This is a genomic window from Candidatus Halobonum tyrrellensis G22 (assembly GCF_000495475.1).
Taxonomy (GTDB): Archaea; Halobacteriota; Halobacteria; order Halobacteriales; family Haloferacaceae; genus Halobonum; species Halobonum tyrrellense.
The window spans coordinates 237,694-251,909 of record NZ_ASGZ01000002.1 but is presented as its reverse complement, the minus strand read 5'-3'; the positions used below and the strand labels follow the sequence as shown (position 1 = coordinate 251,909).

The 14,216-nt window shown below is 66.8% G+C and carries 14 protein-coding genes and 1 pseudogene; 6 read left to right on the top strand and 9 right to left on the bottom strand.

Annotated elements, in window-relative coordinates; translation table 11 throughout:
* Window positions 1-4 precede the first annotated feature (4 nt).
* On the bottom strand, window positions 5-919 hold the full coding sequence (locus K933_RS01275) for a basic amino acid ABC transporter substrate-binding protein (protein WP_023392858.1): 915 nt from the start codon (window positions 917-919) through the stop codon (window positions 5-7).
* A 363-nt stretch (window positions 920-1,282) separates the two neighbouring features.
* On the opposite strand from K933_RS01275, the gene K933_RS01270 reads away from it, so the two are divergent.
* Window positions 1,283-2,278, top strand: a complete 996-nt coding sequence (locus K933_RS01270) for a potassium channel family protein (protein WP_023392857.1) — start codon at window positions 1,283-1,285, stop codon at window positions 2,276-2,278.
* 97 nt (window positions 2,279-2,375) lie between these two features.
* Here the strand turns inward: K933_RS01270 and K933_RS01265 are convergent, their stop codons facing one another.
* The 3 genes from K933_RS01265 to K933_RS01260 form a co-directional block, all read right to left on the bottom strand.
* Window positions 2,376-2,849 carry a hypothetical protein gene (locus K933_RS01265; protein WP_023392856.1) on the bottom strand — a complete coding sequence of 158 codons (474 nt, stop codon included), beginning with the start codon at window positions 2,847-2,849 and terminating at the stop codon, window positions 2,376-2,378.
* A complete protein-coding gene (locus K933_RS18205; RefSeq protein ID WP_161631394.1) occupies window positions 2,846-3,004 on the bottom strand; it encodes a hypothetical protein in 159 nt (52 codons plus the stop codon). Before K933_RS18205 ends, K933_RS01265 begins: the two co-directional genes overlap by 4 nt.
* A 350-nt stretch (window positions 3,005-3,354) precedes the next feature.
* Window positions 3,355-4,530 (bottom strand): enolase C-terminal domain-like protein, encoded by a 1,176-nt coding sequence (locus K933_RS01260; RefSeq protein WP_023392855.1) that lies wholly within the window; start codon window positions 4,528-4,530, stop codon window positions 3,355-3,357.
* Between the two features lie 132 nt (window positions 4,531-4,662).
* Here K933_RS01260 and K933_RS01255 point away from each other — a divergent pair, with 132 nt between their 5' ends.
* Window positions 4,663-5,625, top strand: a complete 963-nt coding sequence (locus K933_RS01255) for a D-2-hydroxyacid dehydrogenase (RefSeq protein ID WP_023392854.1) — start codon at window positions 4,663-4,665, stop codon at window positions 5,623-5,625.
* A 754-nt stretch (window positions 5,626-6,379) separates the two neighbouring features.
* Here K933_RS01255 and K933_RS01245 read toward each other — a convergent pair.
* Both K933_RS01245 and K933_RS01240 read right to left on the bottom strand, forming a co-directional pair.
* Complete coding sequence (locus K933_RS01245) at window positions 6,380-7,651, bottom strand: hypothetical protein (protein WP_023392853.1); 1,272 nt, start codon at window positions 7,649-7,651, stop codon at window positions 6,380-6,382.
* Window positions 7,652-8,202: 551 nt separating this feature from the next.
* Window positions 8,203-8,409 (bottom strand): cold-shock protein, encoded by a 207-nt coding sequence (locus K933_RS01240; RefSeq protein WP_023392852.1) that lies wholly within the window; start codon window positions 8,407-8,409, stop codon window positions 8,203-8,205.
* A gap of 175 nt (window positions 8,410-8,584) precedes the next feature.
* Between K933_RS01240 and K933_RS01235 the strand changes: the two genes are divergently transcribed.
* On the top strand, window positions 8,585-8,854 hold the full coding sequence (locus K933_RS01235) for a DUF7571 family protein (protein WP_023392851.1): 270 nt from the start codon (window positions 8,585-8,587) through the stop codon (window positions 8,852-8,854).
* Between the two features lie 440 nt (window positions 8,855-9,294).
* Window positions 9,295-9,567, top strand: a pseudogene (locus K933_RS19445) (CBS domain-containing protein); the annotation flags it as partial.
* Window positions 9,568-9,580: 13 nt separating this feature from the next.
* Here K933_RS19445 and K933_RS01225 read toward each other — a convergent pair.
* A complete protein-coding gene (locus tag K933_RS01225; protein WP_023392849.1) occupies window positions 9,581-9,997 on the bottom strand; it encodes a DUF7539 family protein in 417 nt (138 codons plus the stop codon).
* 334 nt (window positions 9,998-10,331) lie between these two features.
* Between K933_RS01225 and K933_RS01220 the strand changes: the two genes are divergently transcribed.
* Both K933_RS01220 and K933_RS01215 read left to right on the top strand, forming a co-directional pair.
* The gene (locus K933_RS01220; RefSeq protein WP_023392848.1) at window positions 10,332-10,526 is read left to right on the top strand and encodes a cold-shock protein; all 195 of its coding nucleotides are present in this window, start codon (window positions 10,332-10,334) and stop codon (window positions 10,524-10,526) included.
* Between the two features lie 171 nt (window positions 10,527-10,697).
* Window positions 10,698-11,135 carry a universal stress protein gene (locus tag K933_RS01215; RefSeq protein WP_023392847.1) on the top strand — a complete coding sequence of 146 codons (438 nt, stop codon included), beginning with the start codon at window positions 10,698-10,700 and terminating at the stop codon, window positions 11,133-11,135.
* A 28-nt stretch (window positions 11,136-11,163) separates the two neighbouring features.
* On the opposite strand, the gene K933_RS01210 is transcribed toward K933_RS01215, so the two are convergent.
* Window positions 11,164-12,372 carry an inorganic phosphate transporter gene (locus K933_RS01210; RefSeq protein ID WP_023392846.1) on the bottom strand — a complete coding sequence of 403 codons (1,209 nt, stop codon included), beginning with the start codon at window positions 12,370-12,372 and terminating at the stop codon, window positions 11,164-11,166.
* A gap of 329 nt (window positions 12,373-12,701) precedes the next feature.
* Window positions 12,702-13,946, bottom strand: coding sequence for an inorganic phosphate transporter (locus K933_RS01205; protein ID WP_049947431.1), 1,245 nt, complete (start codon window positions 13,944-13,946; stop codon window positions 12,702-12,704).
* Window positions 13,947-14,216 lie beyond the last annotated feature (270 nt).

Genomic DNA, 14,216 nt, shown 5'->3' with positions numbered 1-14,216 from the left:
CCGTCTACTCGCTCGTCCCGGTCGTCGTCGAGTTGGCGGTCGCCGAGTCGGCCGTTCCGGTGGACTCGGCCGACCCGCCGAACCACTCGTTGCGGACCTCCTCGTACTGGCCGGAGTCGCGGACGGCCTGGAGCCCCTGGTTCAGCCCGGTCTGGAGTTCGCTCGCTCCCTCGCGAATCCCGAACCCGTAGCGCTCGCCCGTCTCGACCACGAACGCGACCTCGACGGGTCGCTGCTGGGCGAACGTCCGCGCGACCGGTACGTCGAGGACCACGGCGTCGATGTTGCCGTTCTCCAGGTCCTGAACCGCGAACACGTAGCTGTCGTAGGAGTTGTAGTTCGTCCCCTCGACGTTCTCCTGGGCGACGGTCTCGCCGGTCGTCCCCGACTGCGCGCCGACCGGGTGACCCGAGAGCGCCTCGAGGTCGCTCGGGGCGAAGTCGCCGTCGGTGCGCACCAACACCGCCTGGTCCGCGTTGTAGTAGGGGTCGCTGAAGTCGATCGTCTGGTCGCGGTCGTCGTTGATCGTGAGCGCGGCCGCGATGACGTCGATGTTGTCGCTCGTGAGCGCGGGGATCAGCGAGTCGAAGTCGAACGTCTGCCACTCGCCGAGTTCGTAGCCGTCGGCTTCCGCGACCACCGCCGACAGCAGGTCGACGTCGAAGCCGACCAGTTCGCCGCTCTCCATCATCTCGAACGGGGGGAACCCCGGCGCCGTACCAGGAGTGACGGTCGTGACCTCGCCGTCACCGCCGCTCTCCGTTCCCGTTTCGGTTCCGGTTCCGGTCTCGCCGCCGGCCGAGTCGTCGGTCGTCTCCTCGGCGGGCGGACTCGCCTCGCCGCCGTCGCCGCTACAGCCCGCGAGTGTGAGTGCGACCGCGCTTCCACCGACCGACCGCAGGTAAGTTCGACGATCCATACGGGCGAGTGGTAGCAGACAACGTAAAAAGCCCTCGTCTGCGAGTCGTCGCCGTACCGAACGCGCTCGCGTTCGCTCTCGACGGTCGACCGCACGGGTCGCCCGGGTGGCTCGAACCCGCTTCGGATCGACGCGGAGTAAAGGGAGCGCCCCGACCGTCGGGACGACTGACATGCTACTGGCGCCGATGACGGCGACGAGGCGGTCTCGGTGTCGTCTCCCCGTCGGGAGGAGCAGCGACGACCGGCAGAGGTGCGCCCGGAGCGGACCGGGACGGGCGAGCCCTCGGGTCGACAGCCGGGGCGTCGCCGCCGCGGATCGCCCGCTCGGCCGGCCGGTGACACGGACGCCGCGGAGTAGCGCATGACGTTGCTGTACACGGTCGTCGGCGCGGTCGTCCTCGTCGGGACGGTCACGGACCTCCTCTGGACGACGGTCTGGGTCGAGGGACGGGCGGGGCCGGTGACGACCCGGCTGATGGCGGGAACGTGGAACCGGCTCCGGCGGGTCGGCGGACGCGGGTCGCGGCTCCTCACGCTCGCCGGTCCGCTCGTTCTGCTCGTGAGCCTGGTGACGTGGATCGCGTCGCTGTGGCTCGGGTGGACGCTCGTGTTCGCGGGCGTCGAGGGGTCGATAGTCGAGACGAACGCCGCGGGACCGGTCTCGTGGAGCGAGCGGTTCTACTTCACGGGGTACTCGCTGTTCACGCTCGGCAACGGCGGGTACGCGCCCGGGGGAGCCGTCTGGCGGATCGTCACCGTGTTCACGTCCGGCAGCGGGATGCTGTTCGTCACCCTGATCGTCACGTACGTCCTCTCGGTCCTCGACGCGGTCACGCAGAAGCGGGCGTTCGCCAGCACCGTGAGCGGACTCGGCGAGACGGGCGGGGCGGTGGTCGTCGCCGGGTGGACCGGCGAGCGGTTCGACGGGTTCGACCTCCCGTTGAACTCGGTCTCGACGCAGTTGAACGAACTCACGGTGAACCACATGGCCTACCCCGTGCTCCACTACTTCTACACGGCCGACCGGCGGTACGCGGCCGTCGTCGGCGTCGCCACCCTCGACGAGGCGCTTACGACCCTCCAGCGGGGGGTCCCGGAGCGGAGACGCTCGGAGACTGCGGTGGTAGAGAGCGCGCGCTCGACGGTCGACACCTACCTGGAGATGGTGGACGCGACGTTCGCGCCGGCGGACGACCCGCCGCCCGCTCCCGACCTCGACCGCCTCCGCGAGGCGGGGGTGCCGACGGTCTCCGACGAGGCATTCGACCGACGGGTCGCCGAACTCGCCGACCGACGCCGGGACCTCCTCGGTCTCGTCGAAGCCGACGGCCACCGCTGGTCCCGAGACGACGGGTGACGCCGTTGTGACCGTCCGTCCCCGTCCCGCTACGCTCCCGGGGGTCGAAGTCGATATCGCGATATACGGTTGATAGCGTCGGTATCCCCGCCGAGCGTCACTCGCCGTCAGACGGGTCGAACCCGCGGGTTCGGACGACCATCGCGGCGATCTCGTCGGGGGAGAACCGTTCGAGCGCCAACCGGACGAGCGCGGTGTCGATCTCCCGTTGCTCGACGTTTCGCACGTCGAACGTCCGGCGGAGTTCGAGTTCGGCGTCGAACCCGAGGTCCTCGAACTCGTCCCACAGACCGCCGCGGACGTACATCTGCTTCTGTTCGGTCTCGGAGTAGGGGAACGGCGGCGAACTGTTCTCCAGGGTCGGTCCGGCGACCGTGTCCGCCCCCGGGGCGGCGTCGGCGCCGTCGCTCCCTCCGGGGTCGCTCCCCCCGTCTCGGCTCGCGGTCCCGCCCGCGGAGCGTCCGTCGTCCGCCCCGGCCGCGTCGGTCGTCGACCCCGCCTCGGCGGGGTCGTTCCGGTCGCCACCCGCGACCTCCTCCGCGAGGTCGTCGAACGGGTTCGACCCGCTCATCGGTCGGTCCCCCCCGCGCCGACGGCGGCTTCGGTGGCTTCGGCGGCGCGGCCGCCGGCCGGCGTCTCGGTGTCGCTCGCTCGAGCCGTCGCCTCCCGGTCCGACCGAATCGACCGGTCGGGGCGGGTCGGTCCGTCGGGTCGGTCCCCGTCCATACGCGGCGGGTCGGACCGCGTCACATTAACTGTGCGTCAGACGTTCGGCGTGCGCCGCACCCCGTTCGCCGTCATCGGCTGAGGCACCGCAGAGACCTCACTAAGCATAGGTACCTGAGTTACCTAAGGCGCCTGGGTAACCTAAGGTAACACCGGTGCCTGAGAAGAGGTGCGGTCGGACGGCGGGCGGTCACCCGAAACGAACGCCGAGACGGTCGAATTCGGGCGTCTCGAAGCGTCGCTGCGCCGACAGCGGCCGCCGGGCGAGTTCGTGCTCGTCCTGCCGACGGACGATCTTTGGCTCGAAAACACGCGACCGGTGCCGGCGGGAGGGGCGGGAGTCGAGCGAACTACTCGTAGACGTGGACGCTACCCGTGGCGTTCTCCTCGATGAACTCCCAGTCGTAGTCGACGCCGAGCCCCGGCCCGTCCGGGACGGGGACGGTGCCGTCGTCGTCGACGGCGTCGAGTTGGTCGGCGTAGTCGCCCGCGTAGATGGGGGGCGTCGTGTTGTCGGCGTCGGGGTGGACCAGCGCCATCTCGTAGTAGTTGGCGTTCCGGATCGCGGCGAGACACTGCCGCTGGGCCGGGCCGGGCGCGTGGAACTCCACGTCCATCCCGAACCCCTCGGCGACGCGCGCGAGTTTGACCGCGCCCGTGATACCGGCGTCGTACTCGGGGTCCGCGCGGAGGAACTCGGTCGACCCGTTGGCCATGAAGTCCGTGTGCGGTTCCAGCCCGCGGACGTGTTCGGTCTGGAGGATCGGCGTGTCGAGCATCTCCGCGAGTTTGCCGTGGCCGTGCTGGGAGATGCCGCCGTCGCGGTAGGGGTCCTCGTACCAGAAGAACCCCTCCTCGTCGAGCGCGCGCCCGAGGGTGAGCGCGTCCGCGAACGTCTCCAACTCGCAGGCGGGGTCGTGCATCAGGTCCATCTCGTCGCCGACGCGTTCGCCGACGGCGTGAACCGTGTCGAGTTCGCGGCTCAGGTCGCGGGCGTCGTCGCCGCCGCCCCAGCCGTGGATCTTGAACCCCGAGTAGCCCAAGTCGAGACAGTGCTCGGCGAAGTCGGCGAACGCCTCGGGCGAGTCGAGCCCGCCGTTGTCGTCGCCGTGGTACGTCGACGCGTACGCGGGAATGCGGTGGCGGTACGTGCCGAGCAGTTCGTGGATCGCCGCGTCGTAGTACTTGCCGGCGAAGTCCCACAGCGCGATGTCGATCGGACCCATTCCCATGCGGTCGTACTTCCGGAGCGCGCGCTTGATCTCCGACCAGTGGCGCTCCCGTTCGAGGGGGTTCTCGCCGATCAGGTAGTCGGCGAACATGTTGATCTGGGCCGCGGCGGGGGAGTTCCCCCCCACGTACTCCCCGGTGATCCCCTCGTCGGTGTGGATCTTGATCCCGAAGAGTTTGCGTTCGGTCGTCTCGCCCGGTTCGTACACCAGGTTGAACCCGCTGTCGTCCGTGCTCAGGTCGTCGAGCGAGTAGCTGAACTCCGTGCTCTCGATGCGAGTGATCGTCGGTGCCACACGTCGCCCGTACGAGCGGGGGGGTGTAAGTCCCGGTCATCTCGGCCCGTCGATTGCTCCTACCAACACGCCATAGCCGGTCGGCGCGCTACCGCCGCGCATGTCACTCGACCCGAGACGAGGTGGGCGACGGTGAGCGGCGACGACGTGCTGGTGCTCCGGAAGGGCGGCCACGGCATCTCGACCGAGCGGTACGCCGAGGCGCTCCGCGAACGGCTACCGGCGGACGCGACGGTCGTCCGGCCGGGAACGCCCGCCGCCGAACGGGCGGCGGCCGAGACGGCCACCGTCATCACCGGCCACAACGTCGACGCCGAACTGGTCGAACGAGCCGACAACCTGCGGCTGTTCGCGTGCGCGTCGGCGGGGTACGAGTCGCTCCCCCTGGAGACGCTGGCGGCGAACGACGTGGCGGTGACGAACGCGTCGGGCGTCCACGGCCCCAACATCGCCGAGCACGTCGTCGGGTCGATGCTCGCGTTCGCCCGCGAGTTCGGCCGGTTCCGCCGCCAACAGGACCGCCACGAGTGGCGGCGCGGGCAGGCGAGCGAACTGTACGGCTCCACCGTCACCGTCGTCGGTCTGGGTGCCATCGGCGAGGCGGTGGTGGAGCGGCTCGACGGGTTCGGCGTCGACACCATCGGCGCGCGCTACACCCCCGAGAAGGGCGGCCCGACGGACGAAGTCGTCGGGTTCGACGAAGCGGCGGTCCACGACGCGTTCGCGCGGAGCGACTACGTCGTCGTCGCCTGCCCGCTCACCGACGAGACGGAGGGGCTGGTCGGCGCGGCGGAACTCGCGACGCTCGAACCGCACGCCGTCCTGGTCAACGTCGGCCGCGGGCCGATAGTCGACACCGACGCCTTAGTCGACGCGCTCCAGTCGAACGCGCTCGGCGGCGCGGCGCTCGACGTGACGGACCCCGAACCGCTCCCGCCGGACCACGAACTGTGGGACCTCGACAACGTGTTTCTCACCCCCCACACGTCGGGGCACACCCCCCACTACTACGAGCGCGTCGCCGATATCCTCGCCGCGAACTGGCCGGCGGTGAGCGACGGGTCGCTCGACGACCTCGAAAACCGGGTTCAGTAGGCGTTCACCGCTGCTCTACCGAGTTCCGTCTCTCTCGTCGGTACCGTCGCTTCGCGACTGCTGGAAACCGAATGTTCCGAGTTGGGTTAGTTACCTCACTAAGGGTAGGTACCACAGGAAGCGTAGTAACCTGAGGTACCGAGAACAGTTATCACGGCCACGGTGCCGTCGTCCGTCAGATACGAAGTCACCGCTCACCGGCTCTCGCTCGGCTGCCTCGACGAGTCGCCTCCGATCCGGTCGGCCACCGATCGGGCGGTCGGGATAGCGAACGAGAGCGAACCGGATCTCGACCGCTCGCTTGCCGGTTCCGACATCGACGGGGCGGCGGGGAGAACGTGATCGACCCGCGACCGCTTCCGACCGTCACTCCACGCGCGCGATCACGAAGTCGGCCTCGGCGTACGGCGGGCCACCGAAGTCGAGCGGTTGGACGCGCGGACCCGGCCCGCGAACCCCGGTCGTCGGTCGGCGGAGCCGACGCGCGGACCCGCGGGCGTCGACCCGCCGATATCCACGTGTGCTTACGACACTAAGCAGAAGTGGCCTCTTCTCAGTAGCGGTGTGACGATAGACCGCGTCTCGACGGTGAATTCGGCGGTTGCAAGCGAGACATGGATCTGATAAACTTCATACAGCTATATCGAACGTTGGAGCTACGGGGCCAGATCGTCGCAGTTTGGATTTCTACAAATCAGACGCCGAGTGATAGGTCTGACAGCAGGGAAGTGAATACCGGAAAAATCAATCCGATTTAGTCGTCTATAGCCCCGATTGAATGTCGGCGAAGCGTCGGGCTGATGTTCTCTTCAACGTACGCCAACTCCGTCTCGTACACCCGCGTCAGGTCGGCGTACCACTCGGCCATCCGCCCGGCCAGATCGGGCTCCTCGGTCGCGCGGTAGGACTCCAGCAGAGAACCACGAGCCCCCTCGTTGATCACCGTCCGCGATTCACCTTCGATGAACACTGTAAGAACGTCCTGCATTACGTCGTCACTGACATCATACGCACCCTCGTCGTGAAGCACCGGTTCGAACAGGCCGCCGGCGAAATGAGGGGGATTCCCGAACTTGTCCTCTTCGCGTTCTCCCTTCGGTTCCGACAGCACATCGTAGAAGAGGGGCTTGAGATGGGTGTCGTAGAACGAACCTTGGAACCGATTCAGACCCTTGTTGTGATGACTCCACTCCTCATGTAACTTGACCTTCAGCACTCCACGGTCGCGCATCAGTCGGACGAAGGTCAGTCGATCGAGAAGCAGTGCCGCGAACGCGGTCTTCTCGGCTTCACCCGTGCCGGCCGGCGCATCAACGGCTTCGGCAAGTGGTGTGTCGATGCCGTTATGGTTGTAGTCTCCTTCGCCGATGATCGTCTCGGCGTACAGGTCGTGGAAGTCCGACAGGCCACCGGTGGCCCGCCGTACGTGGTGATGGCCGAGATTCTGAAAGAAGGTGGCAAGCAGACCGTCCAGTTCAGGGAGCCCGTTGAGGTCGGCGTAAGGAACCATCCGCCCCTCCCGGGCGACGTACTGCACGACCTGCTTCAAGCTTTGGGGTTCGACAATCGGTTCGAGCGCGAGACTTCGCCCATCTGTCTCGGCAATCTCGTAAACTCCCCATTGAAATCCATCGGTCGCGATGCCGTACTCGTAGCGGGTGTTGTCAAGGTAGTCGAGTAGTTCTGTCTTGGAAGTCTCGATGTCATTGACCGACTTGTTCTCGCCGATGACCATAGCCGGGAGGTTGTCCACGCGGAAGTCGGGGTACTCCTCTCGGCTCTGGCCCGGCGAGTCCGGTCGCGGCGTAACTGCGTATCCGAGGACGTCGAGTACCGGCCAGATCAGGTGATCCTCTACGAATCTTTCGGGAAACTGGCGAAGGTCGGCGCCTTCGAACTCGGCGTCAGCCTCGATGATTTCCCCGAGTCGGTCTGCCGAGAGATTGCGGTCGGCTAGCTCATCCAGAAAATCCTCAACCACAGCCCGCAGATCGGAGACGGCGCCATCGACAATCGCGGAATCCATTTGTTTGGATTCTGAGACAGCCTCACGTATCAATATTTACCCTTCGAGAGGGCATGATGTACGACGAAGACGGATGGGAGAAGCTGACAGTTCCAGAGTTTCTTCTCGGTGACGTCCTTTGAGGAGACGAAACGGCGGACAAGTTCGCCGATTTCCCACGTGCGGTGGACGTCAGCGAGGTTGTGCAAGCAGACGGGAAGGAGGTCGTCCTCCCGGTAGTGGGCCGCCGCGCTGCCCGAGTCCTCAAACGGGTCGTACAGCTCCTAGTACCACGCGTGTCCGTCTAGATCATTCAACAGCACCGGCAGGCGGTCGTTCTGACCGAACAGGAGTTCGGCCAAGCGGTCGCCGCACCAACAGGCGTAGCTCGGTGTACTCCGGCCGTAGCGGGCACCTGAGCGTACCGCGCGTCTCGTCTCTCTCGTTGCCGCGCGACTCGTTGTCCCTGTCCCGGATGGGGAGAGCGGATAGCGAGCGCTAGCGACGGTGTGTACGCGCCTCAGAAAATTTGATCTCCGCCCGTCACTTCGAGCGACGAGCAGAAGACGTGGTTACTTGCGGACGAGGTTCGTCGCGCGGGGTCCCTTCGGGGATGATTCGATGTCGAACTCGACTTCCTGACCCTCTTCGAGGTCCTCGCCGCCGACGTCTTCCATGTGGAAAAACACGTCCTCGTCGTCGTCTACCTCGTCGCTGTCAGTCGAAATGAAACCGTAGCCGCCCGTGTCGTTGAAGAAGTCAACCTTACCGTTTGCCATTGCAAATGAGCATACTCCCCGGTGGCAGATAATACTTCCGAGAGTCACGCTCCCACGACTCTAGCTGTACCAGGTGCGAGCGGTCCGTGGCGCGGGCGGGTTCGGCGCTCGGCGATTCGCCCCCCTTCGGGGCCAACTATTTACGATGTGGTCACGAGGTACTCTACGCATCGCTATGCAACCGTGTCACAACTGCCAGACGGTCATCGACGAGTATCTCCTGGATAAACAACTCGAACCCCTGCGCGAACTCACGGTCGACGAGTTCAACGTCTGTGCGGACTGTGTGACCATCGTCGCGGATGCATGCGTGAGGTGCGGCGGCGCGGTGTACGTTCCTCGAAGCGAGTCCGTCACTCCGGACTACTGCCCGGCGTGTCGCTCCGATCTCATCGACCACACCGGCCACGACCCGGGTTGGACGCGCAGTCACGTGTCCACCTGAACGGCGACTGCTCTCGAACCCTATTTTCGTCGATGGGTCGTTCGACCGGTGTATCCGATCGATAGCGCACTGGGGAAGGACAGGCGTTGCCTGTCCGCCCGGCGACGGGGTCGAGTTTCTCGCGGAGAGCGGAGCCGAGCGGGTCCCGATACCGGATAGTAGACAGCCCTACCGTTCGGCGAGCGTTCGTTCGGGGATCACACGTGGATACTCCAGCGATTCTGTCGACCGAGTTCACGGAGTTCGATGTCGGGACCCCACTGTCGAGGGTGCGTTCGAAGACCAGCGACTCGATGCCGTCGTCGGTACCGACGGCGAGTATCGCGGTGTCGTCGGCCGCCGACAGCTCGCGTCGCCGTCCAATCGACCGTCGGCCGAGGTTGGAACGCGAGTCCAGCACGTCCCGACCGTCGACCGAGCCGAGAGCGTCCGCGGAGGACGGCGACGTGAGCGTGCTCACGGCGAGTGTCGAACTCCACGAACACGACGAACGCAGCCGAGGGGTACCGCTCGTACTAGCCCGGATCCGACTCGCCACGGACCGGGGCTACGTCACGGCCGATGGCGAGGGGTACGGCGCTACGCACGCGCTTCGTCTCCTCGCGAACGCGGTCGAACGCCAACTCCTCGAGGGGAAGATCTACCGGCAGTCGAAGAAGCGCCCCGCGCCGGACGAGCAGCAGCGACTCTACGGCTGGTGGCCCGGCAGGTGACGGTCCGCCCGGGTTAGCGTTCCGTCCGGTCGACGAACTCGTCGAGTTGGTCCGCGATGAGCGTCGCGACACGCTCGCTGTACCGCCAGAGGGCCGCGTTGAGTCGCTCCTCGGTTTCGTCGTCGATGCCGTCGTCCCCCCGGAGCACGGAGTCGGCGGTGATCTGTGGGTGGTACACACAGACGACACCGATCGATCCGCCCCCAGTCGTGTGGATTCCGTACTGGTCCGTGCCCCAGACACCGTCGCCCCCTCCCCGTTCCATCGCCGAGTCGAGCGAATCCAGTCGGCGCATCTCCTCGGGAGCGAGGAGCGGGTCCTCGCCCTCGAACAGTTCGACGTACGCTCGGGTACGGGCGCCGTTCGTCCACTCCTCCAGCCGGGACTGCGCCTGGACAACGAGTTGACGTTCGTCGGGGAGTTCGGTCATACGCGCTAGAGGAGTAGCACACGTATCAACGTTCGTCCGACCGCTCCCGAACACGGAGGGAGTATCGACTCCGTCGAAACCGCCTTGCGGTCCCGCGATCGGCTGTGAATCTAGGTTCGGTCGAACCGGTCGAACCGGGCGGCAAGAGCAACGCTTCGCGGAATCGACGCGAGCGTGTCTAAACGGAGGTATCGTGTTCAGTCGGGACACGCGCTGACCCGTTCCAGCTACGGGGAGGGTGGGTTTCGCCACCCTCGCCCGCGCTCCGGGAAGGTGTCGTGATACCGCGACTCTCGGAAGGGTTATGCCGCGACGGCGACTACGTTCGTTTGTAATGGCACACGGTACGGTTGACTTCTTCAACGACACGGGCGGCTACGGTTTCATCTCCACCGAGGATTCGGACGACGACGTGTTCTTCCACATGGAAGACGTTGGCGGCGAGGATCTGACGGAAGGCAGTGAGATCGACTTCGACATCGAACAGGCCCCCAAGGGCCCCCGCGCGACGAACGTCGTCCGCAACTGAACTGAGACCGACGTCGCCCGACGGCGACGACCGGCTCGTTTCGATTCTTCCCGACGCCGTGACTCACCCCCGAGCCGCGCTCGCGTCTCTCCGTCGCGCGTCCGCCCGACAGCGAGAGCGCGCAGCGCGCTTCCTCGGCATCTACTTGTGCGCCGCCCCTGAGAGCCTACCATGAGCACAGCCCCGACGCACGTCGTCGTCCCGCTCGACGGGTCACCGCTCGCCAGCGAGGCGCTGGTCCACGCGCTCGACACGTACGACTGCCGGGTGTCGGTACTGAACGTGGTGACGCCGCTCGGGGACTCGATGAGCGAGGGCGGCATCCTCGAACCCGACGAGACGCGACTCGAGGACGCCAGAGAGCGGACCGAGTCGATGATCGAGACCGCCAAGCGCCGCGTGTCGGACCCCGACCGGCGCGTCGAACCGGTGGTCGAAACGGGCGACCCCGCCGAGACGATCATCGACTACGTCGAGAAACACGGGGTCGACCACGTCGTCATGGGGGGGCACGGCGGCGACCGAAGCGAACTCGCCCGTCGGCTGCTCGGTACGGTCGCAACAGCCGTCGTGAGCGAGGCGCCCGCAACCGTGACCGTCGTCCGGTAGCCGTGAACGCGGAGCCCGCGGGTCGACCTCACCGGATCCCGAGTACCGTCGAGAGCAGTCGGTAGAGTCCGAACCCGACGACGATCGAGGTGACGAGCGTGATGACCCAGAACGCGAGCGTCACGCCGATCTTTCGCCGGGAGACGCCCGCCGAGCCACCGGCGAGACCGCCGCCGATGACGCCGGAGATGATGATGTTGTTGAACGAGATGGGGATACCGAGTGCGATGGCGGCCTGAGCGATGATGAACCCCGGGACGAGTGCGGCGATGGACCGGCGGACGCCCAGTTGCGCGTACTCCCGGGATGTCGCCTGGAGCAGACGCGGGGCGCCCATCCACGCGCCCCCGAGGATACCGGTCGCGCCGACCGCCAGTAGGACCAGCCCCGGGAGTCCGAGTTCGACCCGGTAGAGGTTCTCCAACGGCCCGGTCGCGAGTCCCACCTGGCTCCCGCCGCTGGAGAAGGCGACGACGCTCCCGAGTGCGACGAGGAACGTCCTGATGCCGCGGTCGACCGACTCCTGGGTCCGGCGGCGAATGAACGCGAACCCCGCGGCCGCGAACAGGGCGGTCACCACGACGACTCCGGATTCGACGCCGGCGACCGCGGGGGCGCCGGCGGTCCGCGCGAGGAAGGCCGCGATCGAGGTCTGTTCGGTCCCCGGCGGGGTCGGGACGACCGAGAGTTCGACGTTCGCGACGATGCCGCCGACGACGGCCGCCAACACCGGTACGCCGACCGTCTCGGGGACGTCGTCGCGGCGCAACAGGGTGGCAGTGAGGTACGCCAGCCCGCCCGACACCGGCGGGACGAGCAGCCAGAACGTCGCGATGCGTCGATACGTGTCGAACGCGGGTGCGCCCCCGAGGGACAACCCGACGCCGACCATCGCGCCCGTCGTCGCGAAGGCGGCGGGAACCGGGTAGCCGGTGTAGACGCCGACCCCCATGAACACCGTCGCGGTCAACAGCCCCGAAATCGCCGCCAACGACGTTATCGCGACGCCGTTTATCAGCCCCGCTCCGACCGTCTCTGAGATGCTCCCACCCTGTGCGAGCGCCCCTAACGCGGCGAGGATGCCGATGAGGAACGCGGCCCGCATCGTCGAGATGGCGTTCGCGCCGATAGCCGGGGCGAACGGCGGCGAGTTGCTGTTCGCCCCCAGCGCCCACGCGGTGAACAGCGCGGTGACCGTCGCGAGGGCGACCAACACCCAGAACACGACGGTTACCATTCGACGGGGGGGACTGGCGCGGCGGGCGTTTGGCGGGGAGGCTGTGTGCGGGCGTCGGTGCCACGGGCACCGGCTCCCGTTCCGCCCTGACTCGCACCGATGTCGGTCATGAACTCGGAGGTAGTCAGCCTGCTTCATAAGCGTTCGCGCCCGGTCCGGACGACGGGCCGTCCGTTCGACCCACGCAGAGTAACAGCCCTCCGGGATCGTCGCGGGTCGCGTCGCCGTTCGACGGGTACCTCGTTCCGCGCGTCCGCGCGTCACGTCGCTCGCGGCTGGTTACTCGGGGCGTGTGAGACGCCGCTGTCGTCCGAGCGGCGCTTCCAGCATCACAGCAGGAGTTCGAACACCGGATAGGAGGCAGCGACCGCCAGCGAGGGCGTCAACACCCACATCGTAACGATACGCTTGGCGGCCACCGGATCGAAGAGGCTCCGCTCGTCGAGGTCCGCGGGCCCCTCCGTGCCGACACCGGGAACGTCCGGGACCTCCGACGGTTTCTCTACCGGGTCCTCCTGTCGGGCGATATCGCCGATAGTCGGGCTAGCGGGAGCCTCCTCGACGCGCGAGGTCACCAACGCTCCCGTCGAGACGTCGACGTCCGGCCCTTCGGGGGCGGGTGTCGCCAACTCCGCCAGCGTCGCCGCCCGACTCGCTCGGCCCCATCCGAGTCCGATGATCGTCGACGTCGTACTCACCGCGAGACTCGCGGGGATGCCGAGGTAGGAGAGAATCGTGATGACCGTGCCGCCGACGATGGAGACGATCAGTGACGCCAGAATCGGCAGTTCGGTGATGTCGTCCCCGACCGTCTCCAGCGTACGACGAGCGATGGTGAAACTGCCCAGAGCGAAGGCGAACACCGCGAGGAGGACGCCCAGGTCGACGGTGAGCGGCCCCCCTTCGCCGACGAGGGGGGCGACGGCGTTCGCCGCGTTCGACGCCCCCGCCGAAAAGGCCATGTAGCAGGCGATGATCACCACGGAGAGCGACCCGGCGACGTCCTGCAGTGACGCGTTCCGATTCAGGTACGGACGCGGGATCACCCCCGACTGGTCGAGTTGGATGAAGTGGAGGTCGAACTTCGTGAACGCGACGTAGCGGTCGAGATACGGGTAGACGTAGCGTCCGACCACCGCTCCGATGGCCAAACACAGCAGCGGCGCGACGATCCACGCCGAGACGATGGTGAACATCAACGCCTGGTTGAGCGTTCCCGACGCGAGTCCCAGTCCGACGATGGCGCCGACGGCCGTCATCGACGTCGAGGCCGGGACGCCGTAGAGGTTCGAGATCAGGAGCGACGCGCCGGTGAAGAACAGAACGGCGACGCTCGTCGCAGGCGTGAACTGTGTCGCCGGTACGATACTACTGCTCATCGTCGCGATGACGTTCCGACCGACGGTCCACGCACCGAGGAAGCCGAAACAGACGAACAGGGCCCCCGCAGTTGCCTTTCGAACGAGGCGCGACCCGACCGCCGGACCGAACGCCACGCCCGTCGACGATCCACCGATGTTGAAGCCGACGAACACCGCGACGACGACACCAGCGACGGTTAGCAGTGACACCACTGTGTTGTACCTACGTCCGTGTAACCTGGGCGCCATATATAATCCCTGAAGCCGACTCCGCGTCGAACCCCACTGGCTGTCGGCCGGCCCGTTCGGGCGGGAAGCGAGAACGTCGGTTCTGAACAGGGGTGTACGGATCTGACCGCCGCTTACGGGGTAGCCGACGGTGGAGAACGACCCGAGCGACTCGTCGGGGCTGATCCGTGTGATGGGAAGAGCCGAACGACCGAGTGTCTCCCGGCACGCCCCGAGCGGTACGTGCCGCCCTCG